The sequence below is a fragment of the Streptomyces sp. A18 genome (assembly GCF_059026065.1).
In genome coordinates this window covers 207,707-222,400 of the sequence record NZ_JBWLKL010000001.1, presented here as the reverse complement: position 1 = coordinate 222,400, position 14,694 = coordinate 207,707, and the positions used below count along the sequence as shown (strand labels likewise).

Sequence of the window (14,694 nt, the reverse complement as noted above, 5' to 3'; positions counted from 1 at the left end):
TAAGGAGGTGCACCAGGCAAATGAAACTCCCGGAAGGCCGTCGGGCCGCTGGAACCGGGCCCGCGCTCTCTACAGCAACGTCTCCAAGCGCAGGACTGCCTGGCTGCTGCTCAAAGACACGGTCAACTCATGCGTGGAATACCGCATCCTGGGGCTCGCGGCCGAGGCCGCGTTCTTCACCCTCCTGTCGGTACCGCCGTTGCTCCTGAGCCTGATCGGTCTGCTCGCGTACGTGGACCGGTGGACCGGCGCGAACACGATCGCCAGCGTCGAGAACAACATCCTGGAGGCGTCCCGCACGGTCCTCTCCGACAAGGGCGTCAGCCAGATCGCGCAGCCGATACTGGAGGACGTCATGCGGGTGGGCAGGCCCGACGTGATCTCGATCGGCTTCCTCTTCGCCCTGTGGTCGGGCTCGCGTGCCGTGAACGTCTTCATCGACACGATCACGGTCATGTACGGCCTGGACGGCGCCCGCGGCATCGTCAAGACCCGGCTGCTCGCGTTCGGCCTGTTCATCGTGGCGCTGCTGATCGGCTCGGTGGCCCTGCCGCTGATGGTGGCGGGTCCGGACGCGGTGGTGAATCTGGTGCCCGGCTCCACGACGGTGGTGCAGGTCCTGTACTGGCCGGTGGTGACGCTGCTCTCGGTGGTGTTCCTGACGACGCTGTACCACGTGTCGGTGCCGGTGCGTTCGCCCTGGGTGGAGGACATGCCGGGCGCGCTGATCGCCCTCGGGATGTGGGTCCTGGGCAGCTTCCTGCTCCGGATCTACCTGACGAGCACGGTCGAAGGACCCACGATCTACGGTTCGTTGGCGGCGCCGGTGGCCGTGCTGCTGTGGATCGGTGTGTCGGCGTTCGCGGTTCTGGTGGGCGCCGCGGTGAACGCCGCGATCGACCGGGTGTGGCCTTCCGTCGCGACGGCCGCCGCGCGTGCGGCCAACGACCGGATCCGGGAGGCACGGGCGGTTGAGGTGGTGGCGCGGGCGGCGGCTGCGCGGGAGGCTTCGGCGGATCCGGACGACCCGGACATGCCGTCCGAGTTCCCCGAGCGGTGGTCGCGGTTCCTGCCGCCGGACGATGTTTCGTCGCGGCTGCGGACGCACGTGAAGAAGAACGGGGAGCCACCGGCGGAGTAGGGGCGGGCCCTGCGGGCTCCCCCATCCCACCCCTTCCCGGAAACCGGGCTGAATCTTTCAGCCCGTTCCGGCGATCGAGGACCGGGGTCTGGGGCGGAGCCCCAGTTTCGGGAAGGGGCGGGGTCGGGGAGGATTCATGCTTTCCAGACGCCCGCCTCCGCCTGCTCCCGAGCAAAATCGGCGAAGTCACGAGGCGCGCGCCCCAGGACCTCCCGCACCCCCTCGGAGAGACGCGCGTTGCGGCCGTCCAAGTTCGTCTCGAAGAGCTCGATCAGGAACTCCGCCTCCTCCGCGGGAACCCCGTACTCGGCGAGAGCACCCCCGTACTCCCTCGCCGAGACGGGGACATACCTGATCTCCCGCCCCGCAGCCACCGACACCTCGGCCACCGCGTCGCGGAACGACAGGAGCCGCGGCCCCGAGATCTCCAGAACCCGCCCCGCGTAGCCCGAGCCAGGGCGAAGCACCGCCAGCACCACATCCGCGATGTCCCGCGTGTCGATGAAGGGTTCGAGCACCTCACCGCCGGGGAACACCAGCTCCCCGGCCCGCATCCCCTCCAGGAGCGGCCCCTCGCTCAGGTTCTGGGCGAACCAACTCGCCCGCACCACCGCCCACTCCGCCCCGGACTCCCGCACCGCCCGCTCGGTCGGCTCCGCCTGGTCCTCGCCCCGTGCGGAGAGGAGCACCAGGCGCCGCACCCCCAGTTCCACCGCGCGGCGGGCCAGCGCACCCACCGTCTCGCCCGCTCCGGGCGCGCCGACGTCGGGCTGGTAGGCGAGGTACGCGGCGTCCGCGCCCCGCAGCGCGTCGTCCCACGTCGAGGGGTCGTACCAGTCGAACCGCACCGCACCCGAGCGCGAAGCGGCCCGCACCGTGTGGCCCGCCGCCTCGGCGGCCTCCACGACCCGGCGGCCGGTCTTGCCGGTCGCGCCGGTGACCAGCACCGTCATGATCTGAGTGCTCTGCGCGTTGAGCGCGTTCTCTGTCATGACTTCAGTGAACTGGCCCGCGCCACAAGGAGCCATCCGCCAGGGACTCACCCTCATACGCGTGCGTCTACGCTTCGGACATGGACGTACTCGCAGGCTTGCTGGAGGGCCCGCGCGCACGCGGCGCCTTCATGATCCGCGCGTGCTTCGACCCGCCCTGGTCCGTCCGCATCGCGGACGAGGCACCCCTCTCGATCATGATCATGGTGCGCGGCACCGCCTGGATCGTGCCCGACCACGCCGAGCCCCAGCTGATCCGCCCCGGAGACGTCGCCGTCGCGCGCGGCCCCGACCACTACACCGTCGCCGACGCCCCGGACACGCCGCCGCGCGCCGAGATCCTCCCCGGAGAACGGTGTGTGTCCCTCGTCGGCACCCCCAAAGAGCAGTACAAGGATCTCGGCCTGCGCACCTGGGGCGAATCGCTCGACGGCGCCGCGGAAATGCTGATCGGGTCCTATCAGGCGCGCGGCGAGATCACCGGGCGGCTCCTCGACGCCCTGCCCCCGCTCCTGATCCTGCCGACCGAGGTGTGGGACTGCCCGCTCACCCCGCTGCTCGCCGACGAGATCGCCAAGGACGAGCCGGGGCAGGAGGTCGTGCTCGACCGGCTGCTCGACCTGCTGATGATCGCCTCGCTGAGGGCTTGGTTCTCGCGGCCGGAGGCCGAGGCGCCCGCCTGGTACCGGGCGATGGGGGACCCCGTCGTCGGACAGGCGATCCGGCTGCTCCAGGACGACCCCGCGCACCCCTGGACGATCGCCGCGCTCGCCGCGAAGGCGGGGGTGTCGCGGGCCGCGCTCGCCCGGCGGTTCACCGAACTCGTGGGCGAGCCGCCGATGGCGTACCTGACGGGCTGGCGGCTCGCGCTCGCCGCCGACCTGCTGCGGGACAGCGAGCAGACCATCGCCGCGATCGCGCGCCGCGTCGGGTACGGCAGTGCGTTCGCCCTGTCCAGCGCCTTCAAGCGGGTGTACGGGGTCAGCCCGCAGGAGCACCGCTCACGGGCGGCATAGCACCTGAGCGGCGTAGCCTGAAGGCGTGTCGTACGAGACTGTCGAGTACGCGGAGCGGCCGTCCCGTGTCGCGGGCGCGGTCCTGTGGACCCGCACAAGCGGCGGTGCGGCCGGCCCCGTCTACCCGGTCCTGCCCGACGGGTGCATGGACCTGCTGTGGACCGGCGGAAGGCTCATGGTCGCGGGCCCCGACACCCGCGCGTACAGCCCGGAACCGGAGGTCGCCGCCCGGTACGTGGGCATCCGTTTCTACCCCGGCACCGCCCCCGCCTTCCTCGGCGTGCCCGCGCACGAACTCCGCGACCGGCGCGTCGACCTCGCCGATCTGTGGCCGTCCGCCGAGGCCCGCCGCCTGACCGAACGCATGGACGCGGCCCGCGATCCGGCGGCCGTGCTGGAGTCCGTCGCGCTGGCGCGCGCGGGCGCTGCGGAGCCGCCCGACCCGCTGCTCGCGCACGTCGTCGAGGCCCTGGACGCGGGGCGCAGCATCGCGGCGACCGCCGAGGAGGCGGGCGTCAACGCCCGTCTCCTGCACCGGCGTTCACTCGCCGCGTTCGGCTACGGTCCCAAGACGCTGGCCCGTGTCCTGCGGCTGCAGCGCGCGCTCGCCCTGGCCAGGGGAGGCCTGGCGTACGCGGAGACCGCGGTCGTCGCGGGCTTCTCCGACCAGGCCCATCTGGCCCGTGACGTCAAGGAGTTGGCGGGTATGCCGCTGAGCGAACTGCTCGGTCAGCGGCCGGACCAGGCAGCCGGACCAGGCAGTCGGACCAGGCAGTCGGGCCAAGTGGCCGGGCTAAGCGGCCGGGCCTGACAGCGGGGCGAAGAGGTCGACGCCGTTCCCATCCGGGTCGAGTACGGAGGCGTACCGCTGGCCCCAGAAGGCGTCCCACGGCTTGAGTTCACCGTGGTAGCCGGCGCCGACCAGCTCCTCGTACGCGGCGTCGACGCCCGCGGGCGTCTCGCAGTGGAACGCGAGACCGATGCGGCCCGAGCTCTGCGGCGGCTCCCAGTTCTCGACGAACGAGCGGATGGTTTCCTCCGTGTCGAACGCGATGCGCAGACCGCCGGGGAGAGCCGCCTCGACGTGCGGCTGGTCCTCGGAACCCGCGGGGAACTCCAGGCCGAGACGGCGGTAGAAGGCGAGTGTGGCGGCCATGTCGGAGACGACGAGACCGACCAGGTCGAAGCGGGGTGTGATGTCCGTGTTCATGCTCCGCAGCCTAGGCAGCGGCCCCCCGCGCGTCTTGAAGAAAACGGACGCCGGGGGAGTGGAGCCGCCCCGGCCGACTGTCCCGGCCCGCGAATCCTCGCTACGGTGGATGCCATGGACTTGCCGAGTGACAACCGACTGGCGGCTGCCGTCGTGGTGCACCGCGGGCGTGTGCTGCTGGTGCGACGCAGCGAGACCGAGCGGTTCCTGCCGCGGGTGTGGGGCGTTCCCTGCGGGAAGCTCGAGCCCGGCGAGAGTCCGCTGGACGGCGTCCTTCGGGAGCTGAAGGAAGAGACCGGGCTGCGCGGCGAGGTGCTCCGCAAGGTCGGCGAGTCGTCCTTCGTCAGCCACTACCGCGGGCACGAGGTCAAGAACTGGCAGGACAACTTCCTGATCAGGCCGCTGAGTCTCGACGTGTCGCTGCCGCACCCCGACCAGGACCACCGGTGGCTCCCCCCGGACGACCTCGGCTCGGTCGAGATCGACGACTACAACCGGGACATCGTGCGCCAGGCGGCGTGGTCACTGGACGAGCAGCTTCGCCAGTGACTCCAGCTCCGCCAGATACTCCGTCACCTCCATCGGGCGCTTGACGATCGCTTCCGCGCGGCCACCCGCGCCCGAGGCGGCCGGGTCGGCGAACACGTCCGTGTACCGCCGCCGCCCCGCCCCCGTCTCCAGGAACAGGGTCACCGCCGTCCCCGCCGAAGCGCACCACGCGCGGTGCAGGGCGTACGACGGCAGTCCGTAACCGCTGCCCGCGCCGTACTCCGCGGTCTGCGTGAGCCGCAGCCGCGCCGGGCCCGCCGGTTCCAGGAGCCAGTGGCCCTCCACGTCCGACAGGGACTCCCGGTACCGGGACGCCGCGATGCCGCTCTCGCCCGGGTCCGCGGGGCCACGCAGCGGCTCGTACAGCTCCATGCCGAGCGCGCCCCGCACCACGTAAGAGGCAAGTGGCGAGCGGTGGTTGTGGATGTCCTCGCGGCCCTTCCCCAAGCTCTCAACCGCGTTCGAGCGGGGGAGACCCCCATCGCGCGTGCCGGGGTGCCAGACGTGGGCGCGCAGCATGTGCCGCGGACCGCCGTCGACGAGCAGCAGCTTGTCGAAGCCGAGGACATGGCGGTACGACAGGAGTGCGCAGCCCGATGGCGCCCCGACACCGGTCGCCAGTTCGCGCACCAGGTCGAAGAGTCGGTCGGGGGAGCCGAGTTCGGCGACGACCGCGCGCGCCGCCCGCACCAGTTGCTCCTCCGGCAGCGCCGCGTCCAGGGCCCCTTCGAGCAGGCGCCTGGCCCTGTGCACGTGCCGACCACCCATGCGGTCACTCTCCCCCTCGGTCGCGAGCGCGCCGCCGGGGATCAACCACCCGGCTGATACATCCATACGGCATGGGCGCGCAGCGCCGAAAGCCCTTGATAGGTCATCCACAGGGGGCGGCCGAGATCGAACCCGTCCCAGTTCCAGATCCCGTCGTCCTGCTGGCGCCACACCGAGCGGACCGCTCCGGCGACCAGCGCGTGCCACGCGTCCTCGCGGCCTTCCTCCGAAGCGATCTCCCAGGCGCCCGGCGTGAGCAGCGCCCGCATCATCCAGGCGGCGGTGAAGTGCCGTACGGAGAGGACCTCTTGGCGCCAGGAGTCGACCGGATGCGGGCGGCGCACCTCCTCCTGGGTGTTGCGCAGGTCGGCGCAGTCCTCGTGCTCGGGCGACGGGCAGGCGAGCAGCCAGCGGATGCCGTCCTCCCGTGCGGCGCGGGTGTTGCTGTCCTCGCCGAGCACCCGGGCCGCGCGGTCCAGGGCGACCACCGCCTGCGCGGTGTGCACCGCCGACGGCCGGGTGACCGGCGCGCGCAGGGCGGGGCCCCAGCAGCGCCGGTGCTCACGCAGCGGATCGGTGACCGTGCGGTCGACCAGCTCGGCCCGCAGCCGTGCCAGGTCGGGGGAGTCGGGCGCCGCGCGCAGCAGACCGCGCAGCATGGTCGTCACGACATGGGTCCTGCCGAGCCCCGACGGCTCGATCGCCTCGGTGAAGCGTGCCGCGCACCGCGTCGCCTCCTGCGCGAGCCGCTCCGGATCCGCGCCGGCCCGCGCGAGGGCACCCAGCACCAGCGCGGTCACCTCGGGGCGGGCCGTCGACCCCTGCGAGCGTGCGGCCCAGCCGCCGTCCGCGAGTCGCAGCCGCCAGAGGGTGTCCACCAGCTCCGATGCCCTCAACCTGCCGTCCTGCACGCCGAGTTCGAGCACGATGTGCAGTCCGTACCCCGTGCCGGTCGGCGTGGGGCGCACCGGCAGCGTTTGCTCGTCCAGGGCGTGGGCCCAGCCGGTGAGGCGGCCGCTCTCCGTGGTGTCGACGGTGGCGATTTCCCTGGTGAGCGTGGCATACGCGGCGGCGGCGAGCAGCGGGAACGGGCCGGGGGCGGGGGCGGCCTGCGGCGCCCTGGGGGCAGGCAGCCGGGCGCCCGCCGTGCCGTCCGCGTCCGCCCTGGCCCGGATCAGCGCGGCGGCCAGCCAGGCGGCGACCCCCGTGCCGATGCCGCTGACCGCCGCGATTCCATAGCGGGCGGTGTCGCCGGCGATCGCGTCCGGCAACACGCCCACCAGGGACTGGAACACCGCGTAACCCGCCGCGGCGCACCCGAAGCCGCCGAGCCAGCCCACGAACCGGCTGGGGCGCGAGTCGCCCGGCGCGGGAGGAGGGGTGGCCGGTGGTCCAAGCGGGTTGCGGCCGAGCCGCTGTTGCGACAAGGGGTGCTCCCTCCCCCCAAGGTGACACGTGGTTCGACGATGACGTCCAGTCTAGTGCTGAGACACCGGAAAACCCCGGTCAGAGCGAGGTTCGCCCCGGCGGAGGCATCGACGGCGGCTCCTCCTCGGGTGTGGCCTCGCGGTGCGAGAAGGTGAACGCGAACTCCGCCGGGGCGGCGTGGAGTTCGTACTGCGGCAGCACACCGGGCCCGCACGACTGCGATCCGATGCCGTGCTGCCCGTGGTCGAGATGGACCCACACCGTGTCGCCGGGGACGAGATCCGTGCGGTGCGTGGCCGCGTCCAGTTGCTCGCTGGTCCAGCGGCGCGCCGTGAACCAGAAGGCGGGATCGCCGACCACCCGCACCCCCGCACCGGTGAATCCGGCCCGCAGCTCGGCCCAACGGACGTCCGCACGGGCGCCGTTCTCCTGCGGGCGCACGTACGGGGTCTGCATCCGGTCCACCGGCATACGGTGGTGGCCGATGTCGGAGGCCGCCGCCGTGTCCGGGTACGCCTCGCCGTTGCCGCCGCCGAACCAGTGCGCGTAGCCGTACGCGGCGGGCAGCCCGAGTCGGATGCCCAGCCGGGGCAGCGGCGCCGTCCACTCGCCCTCGGGCGCCACGGAGACCGTGAGGCGCAACTGGGTTCCGTCGGACGTCCAGCGGTAGACGGCACGCAGGCCGATTTCGCGCGAGGCGGGTGCTACGCGGGTGCGGACGGTGAGCGTGTCGTCCGTCAACTCGACGGCATCAAGGCGGTGTTGCATGCGGTGCAGACCGAGCTCGCGCCACACGAGGCCGTTGCGCTGTCCGCCCTGCCAGGAGGCCCCGTTGTCGTTGTCGGTGGGGGCCCGCCAGATGTCCAGGCGCGGGGTGCTGGTCAGGGGAATGTCGTGCAGGGTGCGCAGTTCGCCGGTGCGGGCGTCGAACGTGCCGGGTCCGAGCGTGATGAAGTCCCCGTCGGGCAGCGGCTGTTCACCCGCGGCAGGGCGGATGGCAGGACGGGGAGTGACCGGGAACGCGGCCCGCGCGACCACGTGATCCAGCTTCGTCCAGTTCATGGTCCTCACGCCCACCATCGCCGTGAGATGCAGGAAGGTCTCGACGTCAGGGCCGGCCGACGGGGCGCCCGGCAGCTTCAGTTCGACGGATTCGCCGGGTCCGAGCTCCGGCGGAACGGCCAGCTCTCCCGCCTCGCACACCGCGTCGTGGTCGCCGACGTACGTCCACTCGAAGGACAGATGGGACAGGTCCGCGAAGTCGTGCAGGTTGGTGATCCTGGCCGTCCCCGCGTCCGCGTCGTACGCGAAGCGCACCGGCTGGATGACCCGCTTGTATACGTCGAGCCCCGGCGACGGCAGCCGGTCGGGGAAGACCAGGCCGTCGCAGACGAAGTTCCCGTCGTGCAGCTCCTCGCCGAAGTCGCCGCCGTAGGCGTAGCCGAACTCCGGGTGCTCGATGCCGTGGTCGATCCACTCCCAGATGAAGCCGCCCTGATTGCGCTCATGCGCGTCGAACAGCTCCTGGTACTCGCTCAGGCCGCCCGGTCCGTTGCCCATCGCGTGCCCGTACTCGCAGAGGATGAAGGGGAGTTGGCGGCGTGACTTCGGGCCGTCCATGTCCTCGCGGCGGCCGATGCGCTCGACCTCGGCGTGGTCGGCGTACATGCGTGAGTACATGTCGGTGTCCGCGCAGGACGCGTCGCCCTCGTAGTGGATGAGGCGGCCGTCGTCCCGCGCGCGGATCCAGCGGGCCATGGCGGTCAGGCCGCGGCCCGTCCCGCACTCGTTGCCCAGGGACCAGACGATCACCGAGGCGTGGTTCTTGTCGCGCTCGACCATGCGGGCCGCGCGGTCCAGGAGGGCCGGGGTCCAGCGGTCGTCGTCGACGGGGTTGTCGCGCCACCCCTGCTCGGTGAAGCCGTGGGTCTCCAGGTCGCACTCGTCGATGACCCACAGGCCCAGTTCGTCGCAGAGGTCGAGGAAGGCGGGGTGCGGCGGATAGTGGCTGGTGCGGACCGCGTTGATGTTGTGCTGCTTCATCAGCAGGACGTCGGTGCGCATGGTGGCGAGATCGAGCGCGCGGCCCGTCTCCGGGTGGAACTCGTGCCGGTTCACGCCGCGGAACAGGATCCGGCGGCCGTTGACCTTGATGACCCCGTCCTCGACGGCGACCGTGCGGAAGCCGATCCGCAGCGGTACGCGCTCGCCCGCCGTGGCCAGGATCCCGTCGTAAAGGCGGGGCGTCTCGGCGGTCCAGGGATCCACGGCCACCGTCACGGACTCGCCGGTGGAGACATCGATCCCCAGCTCGGGCACGGTGACCCGGCCGTCCACGTCCGATTCGACGCGCAGCGTCCCTGTCCCCGCGCGATGGTCGTACGAGGCGTGCGTGAAGAAGTCGAGCGCGCAGCCCTCCGGGCGGTGCAGGAGGGTCACGTCCCGGAAGATGCCCGGCAGCCACCACTGGTCCTGGTCCTCCAGGTACGAACCGGACGACCACTGGTGGACGCGGACCGCCAGGACGTTGCCCGACGGCTTCAGGAGGTGGCCGACCGTGAACTCGTGCGGAAGCCGCGAGCCCTTGAACTCGCCGAGCTCCGTGCCGTTGAGCCAGACGCGTGCACAGGACTCGACGCCGTCGAAGCGCAGGGTCGCGGCGCCCGTCGTGGGCCAGCCGGCCGGCAGGTCGAAGGTGCGCAGGTGGTCGCCGGTCGGGTTCTCGGTGGGTACGCGCGGCGGGTCGACCGGGAACGGATAGACCATGTTGGTGTAGATGGGCGCGCCGTGCCCCTGCAGCACCCAGTGGCCGGGGACCGCCACGGTGTCCCAGGCCGTGGCGTCGTACCCGTCCGAGGCGAAGGAGTCGTCGGCGGCGTGGGCTGTCGGGGAGAGTCGGAAGCGCCAACTGCCGTTCAGGAAAAGGGATGTGGCATCCGACTGCGCGTACCACGCGCGGGGCGGGAGGCTGCCGGTGCCGGGGGATACGTCCTCAAAGTAGGGAAGCTCCATGGCCTCCATCAGACAGCGGGGAGGTGGGACGTCACAACACTCGCGCGGCGGGGGTTGTTGGATTCTCCGCGACGGAGTTGGACGAATACGGCATGGGCTGCGGATTTCGTCGTACATGCTCGACGTTCTGGATGTAATTCGTTGGGGTATGGCGTTCCGGGCGCGATATCGGTAGCTTGCGGAGGCGTGACCAGCAGCGAGCAGCAGACCGACCAGCACGTGCCGTCGCCCCCGGGCCTCCCCGGCACGCTCCCGCAGACCGACCGCACCCGCCACCGCCGCCTTCGCGAGCAAGGCAGTCTGGACCGCGCCGACCTCGAGGCGATCCTCGACGCGGGGTTCGTCTGCCACCTCGGCGTCGTCGTCGACGGCCATCCGATGGTCGTGCCCACCGTCTATGGCAGGGACGCGACCCAGCTCTATCTGCACGGCTCGGTCGCGAGCCGCAGCCTGGCCGCCGACCCGGGCGCGGCGGTCTGCGTCACCGTCACCCACGTGGACGGCCTGATCCTCGCCCGCTCGGTCTTCGAGCACGGCGTCAACTACCGCAGCGCGATGATCCACGGCGTCCCGCGCAAGGTCACAGAGCCGGACGAGAAGCTGACGGGCCTGCGCCTGCTCACCGAGCACGCGGCCCCCGGCCAGTGGGACTACGCCCGGCGCCCCAGCCGCAAGGAGCTCGCCGCGACGACACTGCTCGCACTCTCCCTGGAGGAGGCGTCGGTCAAGACGAGCGTGGGTCCACCGGACGACGGCGAAGGGCCGGACGCCGGTCTCGGCGTATGGGCCGGAAACCTTCCCCTGACGGCCAGTTGGGGCACACCCGTCGCCGACCCGCTGCTCCCGCCCGGCATCGGGGCCCCGCCGCACATCGCCGGGCGCGGCGGGACGCGGCACGGCTGACCGGGGCCGGGGGGTGAGGCGAGGGCTACCGGAGGTTCAGCTCCCCGGAGATGATGCGCCGGGCCACCGCTTCCAGGGGCATGCCCAGGGCGTACGCCCGCGCCTTGATGAGTGCCAGCGCGTCGGCGATCGAACCGCCCGCCTGCTCGGACAGCACACCGGCCGCTTGATGGACCACGGTACGCAGATCCGTGCCGCCGTAGAGCCCGGGATCGGAGTCCGGGCCGATCAGTACGCCGTCCGCCAGCGCGGCGGCGACCTCGCGGAACTTCCCCGATCGTGCGACGACCGACGAGGAATCGAAGACGGTGAGCGCCCCTATGCATTCCGAAGGCATCCCCAACGGAAGTGCCGCGACCGATTTCAGGCCGAGGGCGGCGAGGCCGGAACCGTAACCGGGCCAGCGCCTCTCCAGCGCCGCGCCCGACGCGTACACCGCTCGGCGGAGGCGGACCGCGTCGCGGCCGGGGCCCGCGGTCAGGACGTACTCCAGATCCTGGGCGCCGCGCGACGGCCGGTCGGAAGCGGCGACCGCGAGTTGGCTCAGGTCCGTCCCGACGAGGGTGAGGGCTGCGCTTGAGGTTCCGCAGGCCTCCGCTACGCCTGCCATGAAAAGAGGGCGGAAACCACCACCCCTGACCGCCGCCTCCGTCAGTCGGCGGGCATAAGCCGTCTGGAGGCCGGCCGTGGTCTGGTGGCGCTTGGCGACCGCACGGTGCCGAGTCGCCATCCCCACGTGCAACTCGCGCCCGGTCTCCGCGAACAGCTCGTCGTGCCGTTCGGCGTTCGCCGTTTCACGCTCGGCGCGTTCAGCGGCTCGATGGGCTCTCTGCCAGGCGGCCTCGGCCTGACCACCCGACAGTCCGGGACTGCCGCCCTGCATGGAGCTCATGCCGACAGAATACGGCGTACCGGTTCAGTTGCCGCCCTCGCTCGCGAGGTCTTCCATGAGCAGGACGACGCCGCCGTTGTGGGCGTCGAACGGGGAGCAGATGACCGAACATTCGATGTGGCGTCCGAGGCGGTTGACCGCCGGGATGGACACGGGACCGGACCGCTTGCCCGACGCGACGCACTGCTGGATGACGTCGTGGAGCCGATCGGTCGGCAGCCCGAAGTCCAGGGCGAAGAACGGCCGGCCGAGCACCTCGTCCGGGCGCAGACCCCAGAGGTCGACGGCGCCGCGGTTCCAGCTCCTGGCCCGCAGATCGGCGGAGAGGACCACCACTCCTGCCGCGATGCTGCTCACCACGCCCTCCAGGAGGGCCCTGGCCTCGTCCAGGTCCGTGGTGCGCAAGCGCATCTCGTCGTTCATCGTCTCGAGCTCTTCGTTGCCGGACTGGAGCTCTTCGTTCGTCGTCTCCAGCTCCTCGTTCGTCGACTGGAGCTCTTCGTTGGTGGTCTCCAACTCCTCGATGCTCGACTGGAGTTCCTCGTTGGTGGTCTCCAGCTCATCGTTCGTCGACTGGAGTTCCTCGTAGGCCGCCTCCAGGTGCACGCGGACGCGCTTTATCTCTGCCCTGAGCTTGGTGGACTGAGTGACGTCCATGAACGTGACGTTGGTGGCCACCGGCACGCCGGGGCCGCCCATGATCGGCTGGATGGTGATGTCGAAGTACTGCAGATCGTTGCCCAGACGCCGCTCGGCCCCGTGCACCTGGAGCGTCCGGCGCTCGTGCGTGGCCTGGTCGATCAGGGAGCGGAGCTCGGTGGGCCGGTAGGAGAGTTCCAGGTCCTGGAACGGGCGGCCCATGTCGTTGGACGTGAGGCCGAACTGGGCGCGGGCCCCGTTGTTGACCAGCATGATGATGCCGTTGCTGTCCAGGGCGACGCTGGCGCCCGGCGTCGAGTCGAGGATCAGGTCGAGCAACTGGCGGTGGCGGGTGGCCTGTTGCTCCTCCGTCACGCCGGTGGTCCGGACCTTGACCGGGATCGACGGGTAGGGCGGCGAGCTGTCGCCGGGGCGGCGCCGGAAGATGCGCTGACGGATGCTGACCGCCTCGAACCGCTCCCCGTCGTTCAGGAGCATCTCGGCCTTGCCGAGGAAGAGATGACCGCCCTCCCGCAGGGCGAAGTGAAAGCGGTCCAGGATCTGGGTCTGGGCCTCGACGTTGAAGTACATCAGGGTGTTGCGACAGACGAGCAGGTCGAGGCGGGAGATCGGGGCGTCCCGTGTGATGTCGTGCCGCCCGAAGATCACCCGTCGCCGCAGGTCGGTGCGGAAGACGTACTGTGCGCCCTGGCGCTCGAAATACCTGTCGCGCAGTTCCTTGGAGAGCGACGCCAAGGCCTTCGCCGGATACTGGCCGAGGCGGGCGTCGCGCAGCGCCTCCTCGTCGACGTCAGTGGCGTAGATCTTGACGCGGCGCACGCACTCCTCGACGCCGATCTCCTCCGCGAACAGGATGGCGAGCGAGTACGCCTCCTCGCCGCTGGAGCAGCCCGCGCTCCACACCCTGATCTCGCTGTCGGGCCCGGCCTCCGCGATCATCGCGGGCAGTACGTCGTGCTTGAGGAGCCCCCAGGCGTCCGGGTCGCGGAAGACCGACGTGACGTTGATCAGGATCGTGTTGAACAGCGCGCGGAACTCGTCCGTGTCCGTCTCCAGGAGATCGCGGTAGTCCCCATAGTCGGGGATGCCGACATCGCCCATCCGCTTACGGATGCGGCGTCCCAGCGTGGACCGCTTGTATCCGGTGAAGTCGAATCCGCGCGCGTCCCGGATGAACAGGAGCAGCTCCTCCAGACCGAGGTCGGGAGCCCGGTCGGAGTCCGCGTCTCGCGCCTTGACCGTCTCCTGCGCGCGCTCCGTCTGATGCTCCTGTTCCACCGCACTCACTCGTTCCGCTTCCTGCACCTGCTCCGTCTCGCTCGCCGGCCCCGGGTGCCCCTGCACACCCTGTGCGGAGCCCTGCTCTGTCCCGGCGCCGGGCGACTCGCTCATCACTGCCTCTTGTCCTCTACCAGTCCTCGGATGGCCGCGGCGATTTCGTCGATGCGGAGCACGAAGTCCACGGAACCGGTCTCGACCGCGGCCGTGGGCATCCCCGCGAACCGTGCGGTGTGCGGGTCCTCGGCGATCACGGTGCCGCCGCGCGACTTGACGGCCTCCACGCCCATCGCGCCGTCCATGCCGGTGCCGGTGATGACACAGGCGATGGCCCGCGGTCCGTACGCGCCGGCGACCGACTCGAAGAGCAGGTCGGCCGAGGGGCGCACGAAGTGCACGAGCTCGCTGTTCGACAGCGTGATCACGCCCTCCGGGCCCACGAGGAGGTGCCGGTCGGGCGGCGCGAGATACGCCGTCCCCGCCTCGACGCTCTCCTGGTCCTCCGCCAGCTTCACGCCGAGTTCCGTGCGCCGGGCCAGGACCTGCGCGAGGAGCGTCCGGTGGCGTGGATCGAGGTGCTGGACCACGAGCACCGGCACCGGAAGATCGGGCCCGAGCCCGCCCAGGAGCGCGCCGAGGCCCTGAATGCCTCCGGCGGACGACGCGACGGCCACGACGGCGTACGGCCCCGATGTGTGCAGTTCCGACCTCACACAGCGAGCGTAGTCGCTGCTGCTCCGAACGGTGCCGTGGCGTGGGGCGGCGCGGCACCCACCCTTGTCCCGGCCCGGGGCATCTGCTTGACTCCGCCCGCCAGAACGCCGCAACGCCAACTCACCGGCGGA

Annotated in this window: 13 protein-coding genes; 5 read left to right on the top strand and 8 right to left on the bottom strand. The window is 71.3% G+C overall.

What is annotated here, in order from left to right; genetic code table 11:
• The first annotated feature begins 7 nt into the window (after positions 1-7).
• Complete coding sequence (locus AC5P1C_RS01035; RefSeq protein ID WP_493863702.1) at positions 8-1,141, top strand: YihY/virulence factor BrkB family protein; 1,134 nt, start codon at positions 8-10, stop codon at positions 1,139-1,141.
• 134 nt (positions 1,142-1,275) lie between these two features.
• Here AC5P1C_RS01035 and AC5P1C_RS01030 read toward each other — a convergent pair whose 3' ends face one another.
• On the bottom strand, positions 1,276-2,133 hold the full coding sequence (locus AC5P1C_RS01030; RefSeq protein WP_493863701.1) for an NmrA family NAD(P)-binding protein: 858 nt from the start codon (positions 2,131-2,133) through the stop codon (positions 1,276-1,278).
• 80 nt (positions 2,134-2,213) lie between these two features.
• Here AC5P1C_RS01030 and AC5P1C_RS01025 point away from each other — a divergent pair, with 80 nt between their 5' ends.
• Both AC5P1C_RS01025 and AC5P1C_RS01020 read left to right on the top strand, forming a co-directional pair.
• Entirely contained in the window at positions 2,214-3,149 is a 936-nt protein-coding gene (locus AC5P1C_RS01025; protein ID WP_493863700.1) for an AraC family transcriptional regulator, read from the top strand.
• Between the two features lie 25 nt (positions 3,150-3,174).
• Positions 3,175-3,960 carry a DUF6597 domain-containing transcriptional factor gene (locus AC5P1C_RS01020; protein WP_493863699.1) on the top strand — a complete coding sequence of 262 codons (786 nt, stop codon included), beginning with the start codon at positions 3,175-3,177 and terminating at the stop codon, positions 3,958-3,960.
• Here AC5P1C_RS01020 and AC5P1C_RS01015 read toward each other — a convergent pair.
• Complete coding sequence (locus AC5P1C_RS01015; RefSeq protein WP_493864016.1) at positions 3,943-4,347, bottom strand: VOC family protein; 405 nt, start codon at positions 4,345-4,347, stop codon at positions 3,943-3,945. The genes AC5P1C_RS01020 and AC5P1C_RS01015 overlap by 18 nt on opposite strands.
• A gap of 126 nt (positions 4,348-4,473) precedes the next feature.
• Between AC5P1C_RS01015 and AC5P1C_RS01010 the strand changes: the two genes are divergently transcribed.
• Entirely contained in the window at positions 4,474-4,908 is a 435-nt protein-coding gene (locus tag AC5P1C_RS01010; protein WP_493863698.1) for an NUDIX hydrolase, read from the top strand.
• On the opposite strand, the gene AC5P1C_RS01005 is transcribed toward AC5P1C_RS01010, so the two are convergent.
• From AC5P1C_RS01005 to AC5P1C_RS00995, 3 genes are all read right to left on the bottom strand, one after another.
• Positions 4,882-5,676 (bottom strand): hypothetical protein, encoded by a 795-nt coding sequence (locus AC5P1C_RS01005; RefSeq protein WP_493863697.1) that lies wholly within the window; start codon positions 5,674-5,676, stop codon positions 4,882-4,884. The genes AC5P1C_RS01010 and AC5P1C_RS01005 overlap by 27 nt on opposite strands.
• 41 nt (positions 5,677-5,717) lie before the next feature.
• On the bottom strand, positions 5,718-7,103 hold the full coding sequence (locus AC5P1C_RS01000) for a hypothetical protein (RefSeq protein ID WP_493863696.1): 1,386 nt from the start codon (positions 7,101-7,103) through the stop codon (positions 5,718-5,720).
• 79 nt (positions 7,104-7,182) lie between these two features.
• Complete coding sequence (locus AC5P1C_RS00995) at positions 7,183-10,116, bottom strand: glycoside hydrolase family 2 TIM barrel-domain containing protein (RefSeq protein WP_493863695.1); 2,934 nt, start codon at positions 10,114-10,116, stop codon at positions 7,183-7,185.
• Positions 10,117-10,335: 219 nt separating this feature from the next.
• Here AC5P1C_RS00995 and AC5P1C_RS00990 point away from each other — a divergent pair, with 219 nt between their 5' ends.
• Complete coding sequence (locus AC5P1C_RS00990; protein ID WP_493864015.1) at positions 10,336-11,019, top strand: pyridoxamine 5'-phosphate oxidase family protein; 684 nt, start codon at positions 10,336-10,338, stop codon at positions 11,017-11,019.
• 25 nt (positions 11,020-11,044) lie between these two features.
• Here AC5P1C_RS00990 and AC5P1C_RS00985 read toward each other — a convergent pair whose 3' ends face one another.
• Genes AC5P1C_RS00985 through AC5P1C_RS00975 form a run of 3 tightly spaced genes read right to left on the bottom strand, consistent with a single transcriptional unit; the run spans position 11,045 to position 14,562 of the window.
• On the bottom strand, positions 11,045-11,911 hold the full coding sequence (locus tag AC5P1C_RS00985; protein ID WP_493863694.1) for an ANTAR domain-containing protein: 867 nt from the start codon (positions 11,909-11,911) through the stop codon (positions 11,045-11,047).
• 24 nt (positions 11,912-11,935) lie between these two features.
• On the bottom strand, positions 11,936-13,963 hold the full coding sequence (locus AC5P1C_RS00980) for a CheR family methyltransferase (protein ID WP_493863693.1): 2,028 nt from the start codon (positions 13,961-13,963) through the stop codon (positions 11,936-11,938).
• Positions 13,963-14,562 (bottom strand): chemotaxis protein CheB, encoded by a 600-nt coding sequence (locus AC5P1C_RS00975; protein ID WP_493863692.1) that lies wholly within the window; start codon positions 14,560-14,562, stop codon positions 13,963-13,965. The genes AC5P1C_RS00980 and AC5P1C_RS00975 overlap by 1 nt, the downstream gene beginning before the upstream one ends.
• Positions 14,563-14,694: the final 132 nt, after the last annotated feature.